Annotated in this window: 10 protein-coding genes; 7 read left to right on the forward strand and 3 right to left on the reverse strand. The window is 66.8% G+C overall.

Translation table 11 applies throughout. The features are described from left to right. Window positions 1-15: 15 nt before the first annotated feature. The 7 genes from FKZ61_RS14440 (at window position 16) to FKZ61_RS14470 (ending at window position 9,114) form a co-directional block, all read left to right on the forward strand. Window positions 16-1,293 (forward strand): dihydrolipoamide acetyltransferase family protein, encoded by a 1,278-nt coding sequence (locus FKZ61_RS14440; protein ID WP_141610834.1) that lies wholly within the window; start codon window positions 16-18, stop codon window positions 1,291-1,293. 140 nt (window positions 1,294-1,433) lie between these two features. Then, window positions 1,434-2,867 (forward strand): dihydrolipoyl dehydrogenase, encoded by a 1,434-nt coding sequence (gene lpdA, locus FKZ61_RS14445; RefSeq protein ID WP_141610835.1) that lies wholly within the window; start codon window positions 1,434-1,436, stop codon window positions 2,865-2,867. A 107-nt stretch (window positions 2,868-2,974) separates the two neighbouring features. Continuing rightward, complete coding sequence (locus FKZ61_RS14450) at window positions 2,975-3,442, forward strand: acyl-CoA thioesterase (RefSeq protein ID WP_229964265.1); 468 nt, start codon at window positions 2,975-2,977, stop codon at window positions 3,440-3,442. Window positions 3,443-3,627: 185 nt separating this feature from the next. Next, complete coding sequence (locus FKZ61_RS14455) at window positions 3,628-4,572, forward strand: MBL fold metallo-hydrolase (RefSeq protein ID WP_141610837.1); 945 nt, start codon at window positions 3,628-3,630, stop codon at window positions 4,570-4,572. A 119-nt stretch (window positions 4,573-4,691) separates the two neighbouring features. Next, a complete protein-coding gene (locus FKZ61_RS14460) occupies window positions 4,692-5,687 on the forward strand; it encodes an NAD-dependent epimerase/dehydratase family protein (protein WP_141610838.1) in 996 nt (331 codons plus the stop codon). Further along, the gene (mltG, locus tag FKZ61_RS14465) at window positions 5,684-6,814 is read left to right on the forward strand and encodes an endolytic transglycosylase MltG (protein WP_141610839.1); all 1,131 of its coding nucleotides are present in this window, start codon (window positions 5,684-5,686) and stop codon (window positions 6,812-6,814) included. The genes FKZ61_RS14460 and mltG overlap by 4 nt, the downstream gene beginning before the upstream one ends. An 86-nt stretch (window positions 6,815-6,900) precedes the next feature. After that, on the forward strand, window positions 6,901-9,114 hold the full coding sequence (locus FKZ61_RS14470; protein WP_141610840.1) for an APC family permease: 2,214 nt from the start codon (window positions 6,901-6,903) through the stop codon (window positions 9,112-9,114). A gap of 150 nt (window positions 9,115-9,264) precedes the next feature. Here the strand turns inward: FKZ61_RS14470 and FKZ61_RS14475 are convergent, their stop codons facing one another. The 3 genes from FKZ61_RS14475 to FKZ61_RS14485 form a co-directional block, all read right to left on the reverse strand. Beyond that, window positions 9,265-10,248, reverse strand: coding sequence for a Gfo/Idh/MocA family protein (locus tag FKZ61_RS14475; protein ID WP_141610841.1), 984 nt, complete (start codon window positions 10,246-10,248; stop codon window positions 9,265-9,267). Between the two features lie 150 nt (window positions 10,249-10,398). Further along, window positions 10,399-13,557, reverse strand: a complete 3,159-nt coding sequence (locus tag FKZ61_RS14480) for a hypothetical protein (RefSeq protein ID WP_141610842.1) — start codon at window positions 13,555-13,557, stop codon at window positions 10,399-10,401. Then, complete coding sequence (locus tag FKZ61_RS14485; RefSeq protein ID WP_170199754.1) at window positions 13,554-16,118, reverse strand: tubulin-like doman-containing protein; 2,565 nt, start codon at window positions 16,116-16,118, stop codon at window positions 13,554-13,556. Before FKZ61_RS14485 ends, FKZ61_RS14480 begins: the two co-directional genes overlap by 4 nt. Window positions 16,119-16,128: the final 10 nt, after the last annotated feature.

Raw genomic sequence — 16,128 nt, forward strand, 5'->3', positions numbered from 1 at the left:
GGAGTGAGTAGAACCATGCCAACACCCGTCAAGATGCCCCAACTGGGGGAAAGCGTCGTGGAAGGCACAGTCGCCCGCTGGCTGAAAGCCCCCGGCGAGCCGGTGGCCCGGCTGGAACCCCTGTTGGAGATTACCACCGATAAGATCGACACGGAGGTGCCAGCCCCGGCGGAAGGGGTCCTCCTGGCGGTCCAGGTGCCGGCCGGCCAGACCGTAGCCGCCGGCACCATCCTGGGCTATATCGGCGCGCCCGACGAGAAAGTGCCAGAGCAGGCAGCCGGGGATCCCGCCCGCCCGGAACCGTCGGCGTCGGTCGAAGTGGCCAGCTCCCCCGGCGACGCCCCACCCGGGCGACCGGCGGAGAAGCCCAGTGGCCGGGCCTTCATCAGCCCGGTGGTGGCCCGTATGGCCGACGAACATGGGCTGGACCTGGCCGAGATCCCCGGTTCCGGCCTGGGGGGGCGCATCACCAAGCAGGACGTCCTGCGTTTCCTGGCGGCGCGGCGGGCCGCCGCGCCTGTGTCGCCGGCCATGCCCGCGGGGCCTTCGCCCCTTCCGCCCCAGGCCGACGAAGTACTCATGCCCCTCACGGCCATGCGACGCGCCATCGCCCGCCACATGGTGCAGAGCAAGCAGACCAGCCCCCATGTGACCACCATCTTCGAAGCCGATATGACCGCGGTGGTGCGCCACCGGGAGGCCCATCGGGCCCAGTATGCGGCCAGAGGCCTGCGTTTGACCTTCACGCCCTATTTTGTGGCCGCCGCCGCCCGGGCGCTGAAGGCCGTGCCCGAGGTGAACGCCCGCTTCCAGGAGGGCGACCCGGGCGGCATCATCCTGTGCCGTCGGGTCCACATTGGCGTGGCGGTGGCCCTGGACGATGGCCTCATCGTTCCCGTCATTCGAGACGCGGATGAAAAAAGCCTGCAAGGGTTGGCCCGGGCGGTGGCCGAGCTGGCCGACCAGGCCCGCGCGGGGACCCTCCCACCGGACGCCACCCGAGGCGGCACCTTCACCATCACCAACCATGGGGTTTCCGGCAGCCTCATCGGCACGCCCATCATCAACCAGCCCCAGGCCGGCATCCTGGGCATCGGCGCCATTGTCAAGCGACCCGTGGTGCGCAGCGGCAACGATTCGCTGCTGCCCAGCGCCGACGATGCCATCGTCATCCGCCCCATGTGTTACCTCAGCTTCACCTTCGATCATCGGATCCTGGACGGCGCCCAGGCGGACCGGTTTGTGGCGATCATCAAGGAGACGCTGGAGGAGTGGCCCCTGGAACTGGCATAACCAACCCCATGTCCACGACTTGGACCGCGTGGTGGGCCGTCCCAAATTCTGGAAACGGGCCGATTTCATGTACCATAACAGGGAATGAACCGCAGATGACTCTACGGCAAGAAGGGTCTTATCACCGCTGAGGAGAGAGCATGAGCAATCACAACTACGATTATGATGTCATCGTATTGGGTAGCGGCCCCGGCGGCTACGTCGCGGCCATCCGGGCTGCCCAGCTGGGCCTGAAGACCGCGCTGGTGGAGCGGGAAAACCTGGGTGGCGTCTGCCTCAACTGGGGCTGCATCCCCACCAAAGCCCTGATCCACAACGCCGAAGTGCTGGAGACCCTCCACAGCGCCAAGGATTTTGGCTTTACCTTCGAGAACCTGACGGTAGACTTTTCCAGCGCGGTGAAACGCAGCCGGGACATCGCCGACCGCCAGGCCAAGGGCGTCAACTTCCTCATGCGCAAGAACAAAATCGACGTCATCGAAGGGCACGGCCGTTTTGTGGATCCCCACACCCTCCACGTGGAGCCGTCGGAGTTCAAGCCCGAGGCCGGTGAACGGGATGTGACCGCCGCCCACTTCATCGTCGCCGTGGGCGCCCGGGCCCGAGGGCTGCCGGGCATCGAAATCGACGGCGAGCGCATCATCCAATACCGGGACGCGCTGGTCATGGAGAACCTGCCCGAGAAGCTGGTGGTGGTGGGCTCCGGCGCCATCGGCATGGAGTTCAGCTACCTCTACAACACCTACGGCGTGGACGTCACCGTGGTGGAGATGCTGGATCAGCTCCTGCCCCTGGAAGACCCGGAGGTCTCTGCCGAGGTCCAGAAGGAATTTCGCCGCAAGGGCATCAAAACCCTGGTGAGCACCCGCACCGAAGGGGTAGAGATCACCGACCAGGGAGTGAAGGTGACCGTCCGCAACCTCAAGAACGACGAGGTCCAGGAACTAAACGCCGACAAGGTGCTCATGGCAATCGGCATCCAGCCCAACACGGACAAGGCTGGCCTGGATGCCGCCGGTGTCGAGCTGGATCAGCGGGGCTACATCCAGATCGACGAGGTGATGCGCACCAACGTCCCCCACATCTACGCCATCGGCGACTGCACGGGCAAGCTGGCCCTGGCCCACGTGGCCAGTGCCCAGGGCATCGTCGCGGCCGAAACCATCGCGGGGGTGGAAACGCTGCCCATCCCCCATGAAAAGTACATCTTCATGCCCCGCTGCACCTACTGCCAGCCCCAGGTGGCCAGCCTGGGCATGACCGAGGCCCAGGCCAAGGAAGCCGGGTACCAGATCAAGGTGGGCAAGTTCCCCTTCATGCCCAACGGCAAGGCCCGGGCCCTGGAAGCCAAGGTGGGCTTTGTCAAGATCATCGCCGACGCCAAATACGGCGAGATCCTGGGCGCACACCTGGTGGGGCCGGACGTGACCGAGCTGTTGCCTGAGCTGAGCCTGGCCCAGTTCATGGAGATCACCCCCGCGGAGATCGCCCGAACCGTCCATGCCCACCCCACCCTGAGCGAGGTGATCATGGAGGCGGCTCACGCGGTAGAAGGCCACCCCATTCACATGTGAGCCGGTTCCAGGGCGCACGCCCCGGGCCTGCCCCGATGGTGTGCGCCCTGGCGGATGGACCGGCCCGATGGAATCACGGGGAGCCACATCTTATGGGTAGCCACAACATGGACAAACAGACCGACCCACGCTGGCAGCAGGCGAAGGCCAGCCTGGAGATTCCGGTACGCTTTGCAGAGACGGACCTGATGGGGGTCGTGCACCACGCGGCCTACATCGTCTGGTTCGAGGCAGGTCGGGTGGCCTGGATGGAGGCCGCCGGCATGCCCTACACGGAGATCGCGGCCACAGGCCACCATTTCGCCGTCACCGGCATCCACGCGGAGTATCGGGCCGCCGCCCACTTTGGCGACACTGTCCGGGTGACCACCTGGCTGGCCGGCCTGCGCAGCCGCTTTGTCCGCTTCGAATACGCCATCCACAACACGGCGGACGAGACCCTGCTGGCCACGGGCAGCAGCGAACACATTTGCGTGGACCTGGACGGGCGCATGGCCAAAATTCCGCCCCAGGTGGTGGAACGTCTGCAGGCTGGCGCCCAGCGCCTGGCGGCCCTGGCCCGGCAGGAAGAATGAGGCCGCCATCTGGCTCTGTACAAATCCATGGCCCCACGCTACAATACTAATACAGTCTGCCGTAAATACCACGGCAGAAATTCGGCGGCACTACCTCTGGTGGAAACCATCGGCGAATTTCTGCCGGGATTTACTGCCGGGATTTACTAAGGTAGAGGCGTGACGATGTAGTGGGTTGACCGAACATGATTCACGTTGAACATCACGGCCCGGTCATTGCCATTCGGATGGCGCGAGGGTTCCTGGGCCGCCCCATCGACTGGACAACCGCCTACTGGGTGGATGGGCTCCTGATCGACGCCGGTCCACCCTGTACGGCGCGCCAGTTGCTCCGGGTGTTGAACCCACTCCACATCGACAGCATTGTCGTCACCCACGCCCACGAGGATCACATGGGGGGCCTGCCGGCACTGCGGGCCCGATACCCCCACGTGCCCATCTATGCCAGCCGGCGCACGGTGCCCCTGCTTCGGGAGCCGTCACGTCTGGCAATACAGCTCTACCGTCGCCTGTTGTGGGGGCGCCCCAAACCGGTCCCGGATGTGATCAGCCTGGACGAAGTGGATGAGGTGCTGCGGACACCCAGCTACTGCTTCCGGGTGGTGGAGACGCCGGGCCACAGCCGGGATCACATCAGCCTGTATGAACCCACCCAGCGCTGGATCTTCAGCGGCGATGCCTTCGTCGGCGGGCCTGAACGCCACTGGCCGGCCGACTCGGATCTGTTCGCCGTGCTCAGCAGCCTGCGTACCCTGGCCAGCCTGCGGCCAGAACGGCTCTTCCCGGCCAGCGGCAATGTACGCCGGACACCGCTGCCGGAACTACACGAAAAGATCGGCCTGCTGCTCCAACTCACCCGGGCCGTCGCCCGGCTGGACGCCGCCGGCATGACCGTACCGGAAATGGTCACGGCCCTCTTCAACGGCGAATCACCCCTGCGCTGGTGGACCATGGGGCACCTCTCCGCGGCACATTTGATCGAGGCCTGCCGCAGCTACAACGCGCTGATGGCCCAGGACGACAGGCCGATGGCCAGCCGGGAAAGGCCGCGCCCCTTCAACACGCCGTCGGACTCCTCCGACACATCCACCAACCCCTCCACCGATTATGGGGACATCTTCCGCTCGTGACGATTTCACCCGTCAAGTGCACCCATCAAGCTGCCAGCTCGTGCTGACGGACCGGCTCCAGGTGTGGGTCGAGGTGCTCAATGGTTTGGGGCGGCATTTTGCGGAAAAGTAGAGAAACTATGCGAGTTCTAATCACCGGCGGTGCCGGTTTCATCGGCTCCCATCTGGCCAACCAGCTCCATCGCCGGGGCCACTACGTGCGGGTGTTGGACGACCTGAGCAGCGGCGACCCGGCCCGCCTGCTGCCCGGCATCAACTTTAACCGGGGCGATGTCCGGGACATTCCCAAGCTCTGGTCCCTGCTCCAGGGCGTAGACGTGGTCTACCACCTGGCCGCCCGGGTCAGCGTGCCCGCGTCCGTCCTCTACCCCCGGGAATATAACGACGTCAACGTGGGCGGTACCGTCTCTCTGCTGGAGGCCTGCCGCGACGTGGGCTCCATCCGGCGGGTGATCCTGGCCAGCAGCGCCACGGTCTACGGCGACCACGAGGTGCAGCCGGTGACTGAATCCATGGGGACCCGGCCGGCTGTGCCCTACGCGGTGAGCAAGGTGGCGGCCGAGCACTACCTCTTCGCCATCGGCCAGCTCAGCGGCTTTGAAACGGTGGCCCTGCGCATCTTCAACGCCTACGGCCCGGGCCAGCCCCTTCCGCCCACCCATCCGCCGGTCATTCCCCAGTTCATGCACCAGATTCTGGGGCGGGGCTCGGTGGTCATCTTCGGAGACGGCACCCAGACTCGGGACTTTGTCTACATTGACGATGTGGTGGAGGCGCTCATCAGCGCAGCCCAGGCCCCCCACGTGGACCGCCAGATCATCAACGTGGGCAGTGGGGAGGAGACCTCCATCAACCAGCTGGTGGACTACATCAGCGAGATCACAGGTGCCCGGGCCAATGTGCTGTACAACCGGGAGGGGTCCGGCGGCATAGCCAGGCTGGTGGCCGACGTCAGCAAGGCCCGGCAGTTGCTCAAATACCGGCCCCGGACGGGGCTGCGACAGGGCCTGCGTCGCCTGCTGGAGGAGGATCCCCTCTTCCGCCCTGGCCACCGCCCTGCACCTCAGCCCTCCTCGCCATCCCGGCCCCTGGTCGATCCGGGTCAGTCGTCATGAACCTGTCTGCCCTGTTGCGCCCCATCGCCCGTCTGTCCTGGCTTCTTCTGGCGGTGACCGTCCTCGCCGGGTGTAGCCGCGGGGGCGAGGCCATGTTGCGCGCCTACCTCCGCGCCAACCAAAGCCAGGTTTCCCAGCCCTACAGCGTGGACTCCCGGCCTGTCCGCTTCGTGGTGGAGCCGGGCACACCGGCCCGGGTCATCGGCCAGAACCTGCGAGAGGCAGGCCTGATCGGCGACGAGCTGCTCTTCGAGGCCTACGTGCGGGTGAACGGCCTGGCCGATCAGTTGGAGGCGGGCACCTTCATCCTGGCGCCCTCCATGACCCTGGAGGAGATCGTGGCCATCCTGCAGCACGCCGAAGCTGCCAGCGTCACCATCACCATTCCGGAGGGGTGGCGCCTGGAACAGGTGGCCGACTACCTGGCCGCAGCCCAACTGTTCGGCGACAACATCCAGGAGGCAGAACGCTACCGCCAGCTGGCCGCGACCGGCGATCTCTCCACCCTCGACGCCAGCCGCTACCCTTTCCTACAGGGGCGGCCGGCCGGCGCCAGCCTGGAGGGGTATCTCTTCCCCAACACCTACGAGATCCCGGCTGTGGACGGCCGGGCGGAGGACCTGCTCATCCGGCAACTGGATACCTTCGCTGCCCAGGTGGTCCCGGCCTACGAAGAGGCAGTGGCAGCCGGCGCCACGGACCTGGCTCTCTACGAGGTGCTGACCCTGGCCAGCATTGTGGAACGGGAAGCGGTGGTGCCCGCGGAACGCCCGGCCATCGCCGGGGTCTACCTCAACCGGCTGGCCGCGGGGATGAAGCTGGAGGCCGACCCCACGGTGCAATACGCCATGGGCTACCAGCCGGAGACCGGCCAGTGGTGGAAAACGCCGGTCTTCCTGGAGGAATACGCCGGCGTGGACAGCCCCTACAATACCTATCTCTACGAGGGGCTGCCGCCCGGCCCCATTGCCAGCCCTGGCCTGGACAGCGTTCGGGCCGTGCTCTACCCGGAAGCGCATGACTACCTCTATTTCGTCGCCCTGCCGGACGGGAGCGGACGCCATGTCTTCGCCAACACCTTTGAAGAGCACGCGGAAAATGTGCGGCGCTACCTGGGCCTGCCTTAATGGATGGGCCGATCCCGACACGGATGCCCTCCATCGATGCCTGACGTGGATTTTGACATTGACTCGACCCATACCCATCGGAGCCTATGACCGCTGACGCGAGCCCTGTCCAGCTTCCTACCCGTACCGGCAAGGGACGTTTCGGCACCTTTGCCGGCGTCTTCACCCCCAACGTCCTCACCATCCTGGGGCTGATCCTCTTCTTGCGGACAGGCTGGGTGGTGGGCCAGGCCGGCCTGATCCAGGCGCTGATCATCGTGTTGCTGGCCAACAGCATCACGCTGTTGACCGGCCTCTCCCTGTCGGCCATCGCCACCAGCATGCAGGTGCGCACCGGAGGCAACTACTACCTGATCTCCCGCTCCCTGGGGCTGGAAATCGGCGGCGCCATCGGCATTCCCCTCTATCTCTCCCAGGCCATCTCCGTGGCATTCTACATCATCGGGTTTACCGAATCTTTGCAGGCCATCCCCTTTTTCGCGGACTACGATCCCCGCCTGATCTCCACGGTTTTGGTCCTGCTCTTCGGTTTCATCGCCTATATCGGCGCCGACTTCGCCTTAAAAATTCAGTTTGTGGTACTGGCCGCCCTCACAGGCGCGCTGATCTCCTTCTTCGCGGGCGGGTGGGACAGCATCTCGCCGCCGGCCCTGGGCCCCAACTACCAGCCCGGCGTCAACTTCTGGGTGGCCTTCGCCGTCTTCTTCCCCGCGGTGACCGGCATCACCGTGGGCGCCAGCATGTCCGGCGACCTGCGGGACCCGGGCAAGAGCATTCCCCAGGGTACCCTGGCCTCCATCCTGGTCACCGCCATCATCTACGTGGCCGTGGTCATCTGGCTGGCCGTCCACGGGACGCCCGATGAACTCCTCCACGACACCCTGATCATGCAGCGCATCGCCCGTTGGCCGGCCCTCATCTTCCTGGGCGTCTGGGCGGCCACCCTCTCCTCCGCGCTGGGCAGCGTCATGGCCGCGCCCCGGGTGCTCCAGGCCCTGGCCCTGGACCGGGTGGTGCCCGCCTGGATGGGCGCCCAACTGGGCAGCCCCACCGAGCCCCGCATGGCCGTGATCCTGACCACGGCCATCGCCGTGGCGGTGGTCTGGTCCGGCGACCTGGACTTCGTGGCGCCGGTCATCAGCATGTTCTTCCTGAACACCTACGGCATGACAAACCTGGCCGCGGGCATCGAGAAACTGGTGGGGAACCCCAGCTATCGGCCCCGCTTCAACATCCACTGGGCGGCCTCTCTGTTGGGGGCGCTGGGCTGCTACGGAGCCATGTTCCTGATCCACGCGCCGGCCACGCTGATCGCCATCGTCATCAGCTACGGCATCTTTTTCCTGCTGGAGCAGCGCTCCCTCACCCGCACCTGGGGAGACCTCCGCAGCGGGTTCTGGTTTACCCTGGCCCGCTACGCGCTCCTTCACCTGGAAAATGTGCCCTGGCATGTGAAGAACTGGCGCCCCAACATCCTGGTCTTCACAGGCCAGCCCCACAACCGGGAGAACCTGGTGCGTATGGCTGAGTGGTTGACCTCCGGCCGGGGGATCGTGACCTTCACCCAGCTGCTGGTGGGCGACGTGCACAAGCTCAGCCAGGCCAACCTGCGGGAAGCCGCACAGAAGCACATCCGAGAGTACATCCAATCCCGACGCATGACCGCTTTTGCGGAAGCGGATATCGTTCAGGACTTTCTCAGTGGCGCGCTGGCCGTGGCCCAGGCCCACGGCGTGGGCGGCCTGGAGCCCAACACCGTCCTGCTGGGCTGGAGCCGCACAGCAGAAGGACGCATGGCCCAGATGAAACTGCTCCGGGATCTGGCCAGCCTGGGCAAGTCCGTCCTCTTCCTCCACTGTCGGGACGGCCACGACTTTGGACGCCGGGCCGTTATCGACGTCTGGTGGCGCGGGCGCGGCGGCAACGCGGATCTGATGCTCCTCTTCGCCCACCTCATCACCCAACATCGAGCCTGGGCCAACGCCCGCATCCGCCTGTTGCGGGTCATCGACGGAGAAGAAGGCCGGACCCAGACCCAACTCCACATGACCCAAATCCTGGAAGAGGTGCGAGTGGTGGCCGAGCCCGTGGTGATCGTGCGCACCTGCCCAAGCCAGCCCATCGCCGAGATCCTGGCCGAGCAAAGCCGGGAGACCGATCTGACCTTCCTGGGGCTGCAGCTCCCAGAACCACCCCAGGACAGCGCCTACAGCGAAACACTGGACTCCCTGGTCCAGCAGGTGGGTTCCATCGTCCTGGTACGCAGCGCCAACGCCGAAGACGTGCTGGACGTGGGCTGAGCCCGCCCCCGAGCGCCATCCATCGCCCGCCCCAAACGCGAGGAAGGGCCGGCCCATCTGTCTGGGCGCAGCCCTTCCTCACGGCTGTAAAACCGACAGCCTGTTCACTTCATCCGACATCCGCTGCAGACTGTTCCCGCTTTCTGCCCTTCACTCCATGGGATACTTCATGCCCCACTGGGCCCGGATGCGGTCCATGGTCTCCATGATGGCCAGGGTTTCATCCAGGGGCATGATCTCGCTTTCCAGGAGACCTGCCCGCAGGCAACGGTGGACCTCGGCGGCCTCGTAGTTGTAGCCGTTGCCGGTGAAGGGCACCTGGATGGTTTGGGGCTCCCCGCCGGCCGGATGGATGGTCATGGTGTCCGGAATCCACCAGCGGGGGTGAATGCGGATCCAGCCGTCCGTCCCCATGATGGTGGCCTCCTGGGGTGTGGTGGTACGCACCGCGGTGTGCAGGACAGCCAGCTCGCCGCCGGGATACCCCAGGACCATGCCGGCCTGTTCGTCCACACCCGTCTGGCCGATTTCCGCCAGGCTGGCGATGCGGTCGGGGGTGCCCAGGATCATGGAGGCCAGGGAGATGGGGTAGACGCCCACGTCCAGCAGGCCGCCGCCGCCCAGCGCGGGGTCAAAGGCGCGGCTCTGGGGATTGAAGCGGGCCCGGTAGCCAAAGTCCGCGGTGATCATGCGCACAGGTCCGATCACCCCGTCGGCCAGCATGCGGCGCAGCTCGACCATGAGGGGAATGTAGCGGGTCCACATGGCCTCCATCAAAAACAGGCCTCGGGTTCGGGCCAGCTCGATGGCCTCCCGGGCTTCCCGGGCGTTGATGGTGAAGGGCTTCTCGCAGAGGACTGCCTTGCCCGCTTCCAGGCACAGGCGCATGTTTTCTTTGTGGAGGGAATGGGGCGTGGCGATGTAGATGACATCCACCTCGGGATCGGCCACCAGCTCCTCGTAGCTGGCATGGCGGCGGGGCACCTGGAACTGGTCGCCAAAGCGGTCGGCGCTCTCCTGGCTGCGGGAGCCCACGGCCACCAGGGCCGCGTCCTCCAACGCCTGAAGCCCCTGGGCGAACTTCCGGGCGATGTTGCCTGTGCCCAGAATACCCCAACGAATCTGCTCGCTCATGATAGTACCTGCCTCTGTCGTGTGGATCGCTGTGGGTTGACAAGAACGAACCAGCCTCCCGGCGGGCGGGAAACCGGCATCTTCTCCATTGTAACCTACCCTGGAGTGGGGACGGAACTGGCAGGGAAGCTAAAGGGCCAGAAGCGGCTTTTACGCCTGCTGCTCCTCCCGGGAGGGCGGCGTGGCCACGCCGTTGGCGGGGGAGGATGACGACGTGGCCGGATAGGCCGGGCTCGTGGGGCTGTTGTCCAGCTGGACCAGGGTGCGGGCCTCTGGGGACAATTGGCTCAACTCGGTCTGATAGCGCCGCATGCACGCCAGATCCTCCAGAGCCAGGCCATGGACAGTGCGCACCAGGAGGGCGGTGAACGGGTTCCCCGTGGGCAGCAGGGCCACCTTGAACTCCTCCTGCAGGGTCCAGGAGAGTTCGCTCTCCGACGTGCCCCAGGCGGCGGCAAAATCGACCGAGATACCGTGGACGGCCAGCCGGTCCACCACATCGTAGTTGGCCGTGGGTTTGGCCCGGTTCCAGAGTCCCTCCAGGTAGCGCCGCCGGGAGAAGGCCTGGCCGGCCGCGCCGTTTTCCTGGCCGTTTCGTCCCGGATGTTCTCGCTGGGCCCGGGCCGCGGCCTCTGCCGGCTGCCGCCACAGGAGTTCCTCCAGGTTGAAGTGGGGCGCCAGGGTGCGGATGAGGGCAGCCCGCACCGGGTTCGGCTCCTGGATGCCCACCGGCGCCACCGACTCCCGCACCGTCTGGCGGATGAAGCCGGCGATGGTCCGGGCCGGGCCCGGGCGCCCCCTCCCCGAACTCGACGCCGCGCTGCCGGCTTCTCCACGCAAAATCCGTCGTAGCTCCTGCCGCCAGGCCGCGGTTCCCCACAGGATGTCCAGCCGCTCTTCACTCCGCTTGCCGAAACTGTCCAGGTGACTGCGCAGATATTCCAGGCAGCGATCCCACAGGGCCTGGTTGAGGTGGGGCTGGTAAAGGTAAGTGGTGGGCACTTCCGGCGGCGGCACGGCGGTCATGGTCGGCGGGGTGCTGAGCGCGTGGAGCTCGGCCATGGCCTCGGCCAGCAGCTGTTCCCACGCCCGCAGGACCCTGACCAGCCGACTGTAGGCCCGCATCAGGCCGGCGTGGGCCTCCTCCTGCAGCCGGGCTGTGATCTCGGCCTGGGCCAGGGCGACCCGGGCCCGTCGCAGGCGACTTCGCCGGGAAATGCCAAAGCGATAGGTGCTGACGCCGGCCAGCAAAGCGCCCAGGCCAAAGCCCAGCAGGGCCAGCCCATCCTCCATGGGTTGCCAGGGCCGTTGCACCAGCCAGAGGTATCCCCAGGCCAGCAGGCCCACGGCCAGGGTAGCCAGCCCGGCGCGCGCCAGCACGCCACCCAGGGAAGGCAGGCGCTCCACCACCCGTCTGTAGCGGACCTGCCACTCCTGGAGCGCCAGCCGCTGGCGAACCTGGGTGAGCTGGCGGGTGCTGGGTGTGGAAGCCACTTCCAGCTGGTGCAGCGTCTCTTCACACTCTTGAAGCCAGCGCCGGGTCTGTTGGCGCGCCCGGGGCAGCCCGGTGGGTGAAGCAGCCAGCAGATCCAACAGCCGCTGCTGCATGCGGGTCAACGTCCGGGGGAAGAGACGGTCATCGCTCTCCAGCACGTCGGAAAACCAGCCGGGCGCGTGGGCCTCCTGGTCGACCCCCTCTGTGGCTGGGACCACATCCAGCCCCCAGGCCTCGTCGATGGCGGCCGGGCCGGCGGCCAGCTCCACGTAGGCGCGGACCTCGTCCAGGTGCGTCTCAAAGGCCTGGATCCAGCGGCTGGCCGGGAAGCTCGGCACCCGGCGCAGCCGTTCGGCCGCGGCCGGCGGCAGAATGAACGACTGGCTGGCCTGGAGATGGGCCAGATCCTTGGGCTCCGGGTGGGCGAAGAGGTCGGGCAGGCGCAGGGGAAGCTGGGCCAGGGCCCGGGCCGGCGAAAAGCCTAGATCGGCCAGGGTGGGCCAGGACTGGGCCGCGGCCAGCCGGGCTGCCAGGCTGCCCCGGGGTGGAGCGGGTTCGTCGTCCGGCGTGTTGCGCAGCACCCACTCTCGCACCAGTCGGCTTTCCTCCTGCCGATTCACCGCGTGAAAGACCGCCTGCAGGGGAACGTAGTCCCCGGCTGCACCCAGGAGGCTGTATGGCCGCCACTGGGCAGCGCCCGCCCGGGGCTCCGCGCCGTGGGGGAAGAAGTTGGTTTGCTCCTGGACGTACAGGTCGCCGCTGCCGGTGATAAAAGCTTCCAGCGCATTGCCTGCCAGGATGGCCAGCTCGTGGCTGTCCTGGGCCAGCCCCTGGTTGCTCTTCTCCCGATCCAAGAGGTAGATGTGGTCGAAGAGAGGGCGGCCCACTTCCCGGGCCAGGGAGGCGGCAGCCACACCCGGCGCCCGGCGGACCAACTCGGCCAGTGCGGCCTGGGCCTGGTCATCGGCAGCCAGGCCGGTCAGCAGCTCCAACTCTCGCAGGGCCGCGTAGCAACTGGCATCCTCCATCTGGCGGGTGACGTCGTCGGCGTAGCTGCCGGTGGCAAAGAGGGCCACCACCTGGGTGATGTGGCGGCGGCCCAGGCGGGCCAGGGTTTGGGCCACCAGGGGCCAGATCAACGCCGGCACCAGAGGCTCGAAGAGGGGCGCCACCACATAGAGGGTCGTCTGGACGAAGGGGTCATCGGGGGCCAGCCGGTCCTGGCGAATGGGATCAAAGAGGTGGATCTCCAGCAGCCGGGCCACGGTATCGGCGTGGGCCAGCGCGGCGTGGAAGAGATCCAGCCGGGTGGCCCGCCGGGTACCGGGCTCTGCTGGGCTGCCGGCCGTTCCCAGGGATGCGAGGCCGGTGCCCGGCGCTGAAAAGACGTGGCTGCCCGGCGCGTCCCCAAAGGTCAGGGGCGCCAGGGCCTCCGCCGTGGCTTCCAGCAGCCAGGCAGCCCGGCGCTCCGCCGCGGTGAGCAGGGAACGCCGGCTGCTGCCCGGTCCAGCCTCCGGGGCCCTGGCCAGAGTCCGCTCAACATAGAACGGGGGCAGCGCCCCGGTGCCGGCTTCTCCCATCCGCAGGGTGTGGAGGTGAAAACGGGCCTGGCCGCTGCCGTCTAGCAGGGGCTCAGGCAGGACGGCCCCGTAGCGGACGATGCGGTTGAGATCCGGGAATCCACCGGACGTGTCCAGTGCGGCCCGCTGTTCCTGGGCAGCCTGAAGCCGGGGCGCCAGGTGTAGCATCACCTGCAGGCCCCAGCCCCCAAAACAGAGGATCGCAGCCCGGCTTTGGGAATAGTTGGCAATCACGATTCAGCCCTGAACGTCCTGTCCACACGGGGGATGACAGCCGGGCGTTCGCCACGGGACGGTCCCGGCGTCCGGCTGTCCGGCGTGATTTCCGGCAACTGGGCCCAGCGGGGATCCAGGTGGAATTCCTCCCGCACCGGGAAGTCCAGGCTGTTCTCGTACTGAGCCCGGAATTCGTCCAACCGTTCCAGCAGGGTGATGGGCAGCCCATGGACGATCCAGACGGCGTCCATGCGCATGGGATCGCCGGTGGGCACCCACTTGATGTCTTCCTGGCCCACGGTGGCCGCCATCAGGTTGGGGTCATCCTGGCGGCTGGTGGGCACCGCGGCCAGCCGAATGTGCTCCAGGTTGGACTCGTGGAAGCTGAAGCGGTCCGCGTCCCAGCGGATGTAGGGGTTGAGGCGGTCCAGCCACTGGTGGATGCGGTTGTCTGGCCGCTGGCGGGTCTGTTGCACTTCTTCGCTATGTTGGACGGTGATGATGTGGTTGATGTCCACCGTCTGGCGCACCCGGCCGAGGAGGCTGCTGTTGGCGGCCACGGCGGCGTTGAGCCGGGCGAGGAGTTCATCGGGGCTCCCCGCGCCGCCGCTCTGCACCAGGCGGGCAAAGAGGGGGGCCAGCGCCTGGCGCCAGTCCTCGTCCATGACCATGGCCCCGGCCCGGCGGTAAAAATGCTGCAGGTAGTCCCGGCCCACGGCGCCGGTTTCCAGCTCGTAGTAGGTGCTGGTGCTGGGGCGGCCGTCGGGGATGCGAGGGTCGATGCGGTCGGCCATGCGGCTGGCCTCCTGGTTGGCCCGGGCCAGGGCCATGGCACAGGCGTCGATCTGGCTGCGCAGGGTCTCCCGCAGCGCGGCGGCCTGTTTGGCCATCTGATCCACCAGGGCCACTTCCACCGCGTCCCGCTTCTGGTAGAGGCGGGCCCGGGCTTTGCGGGCAGCCAGCTCTCGGGCTCGTTCCCGGGCCTGGCGGGGGCTGAAGGCCATCATCAGCAGCTCGCCCAGGCTGCCGGCCAGTTGCTGAAGCTGTTCAGCCCAGCCGCCCTGTTGGGCCAGGAGTTTGCGCCATCGCTGGCGGTCGTCCTCGCTGACGGGGCGGCCGTCCACCAGAAAGAGGCGCTGGCGGGGCAGGGATTCGGGCGGGGCAGTGGCGATGTTAGCAGGTGCCAGCAGATCACAGAGGGCCAGCGCGCCCCGGATGCCCGCGTCCATCAGCGCCTGCTCCATGGCCTGCTGCACCGGCTCCCAGAAGCCGGCCCAGGCGCCCCGGCCTTCCTGGATCTCTTCCAGCACTTCATCCAGGCGGTCGTTGGCCAGGGCGGCGTAGCGGCTGGCCAGGCGGTTGAGCAGGTTCTGCCACAGGTTCAGGATGCGCTGGCGGTCGGCCGGCGGCAGGGGGCCGCGCGGGTCGCTGAGGCTGGGGCCGGCGGCAAACCGGCGGATCAGGTCGGCCACGAAGGCCCGCTGCCAGAAGTCCACCAGGGATTCGTGGGGAACCACCAGGGCAGAGGTGGCGAAACTGCTGTAGACCAGGAAGTGTCCCCGCTTCACCCGCCGCTCCCCGGTCACCTCCCCGGCTGGCCCCCGGGAGCTCCCGCCAGCGCCGTCGCCCAGGTCGAACATGCGCTCCCGCACCACGTTGACCTCCAGGCCCAGGATCTCGCTGCTCAGGTGGCTGATGGCGGTCAGTTGAATCAAGTGGGCGGCCATGTTCTCTGCGTCGGACTTGCGGGCCAGGCTGCGGCCATCCCGGTTGGTCCGACCCAGGAGAAAGACGAAGTCAAAGGGGGCGTAGGGCGTATCCGGCAGTTCCCGCTGTTCGCTGGGGTAGAGGGCCTTGAACTGCTGGGTTTCCTGGAAGTAGTTGAGTTCCTTGAGGGCCGCGTAGGCGTTGGCCCGAATGCGGCGACGCTGCAGGTCGCTGGAAATTTCCGCCTCCAGCACATCGGGCAGGAAGAAGATGCCCACGATGCGGGCGTTGTTGCGCACCTGGGCCCGGATGCGGTGGACCACGTCCAGGAACATGCCGGCTCCGGTGCCGCCGCAAAGGCTGCTCACCACGTAGATGAGCTGATAGTTGCCCACCACCGGAAACCCTCGATTTTGAGCCACCTCCATATCCCGGATTTTATCCAGGTTGGCCAGCTTGGTCTCCAGCAACTGCTTGAAGGTGACGTAGTTGCGGAAGAAGCAGAGGCGGCCGATGGGCCGGAGCTGTTTGGCGCCGTTGTGGATGTAGCCCAGGGGGATGGAGGGGTAGTGCCACCAGCGCGCGATCTCGGGGTGTTGGTCCAGGTTGGCCACCAGGCGGGTGGCGTCGAACTTGCCCATGTAGGCAAATTCATCGGCAAAGAGGGGCTCCTGGTCCAGGCGGTTGACCAGGGGCTCGGTGTCCAGCGCCAGGAGCTGGATCATGCCCGGCAACTGGTCCCCGCCCCACACGTTGCGGAAACGGCGTTTGACCGCCCGCACCGTGTTGGTGCCCATGCCGCCCACGCCCACCACCAGGGTGGGATAGATGGTCGGTTTATCGTATCGTTGCGTCCAGTTTGATTGATTCATGCCCTGTCCA

It is taken from the genome of Litorilinea aerophila, from assembly GCF_006569185.2.
Lineage (GTDB): Bacteria > Chloroflexota > Anaerolineae > Caldilineales > Caldilineaceae > Litorilinea > Litorilinea aerophila.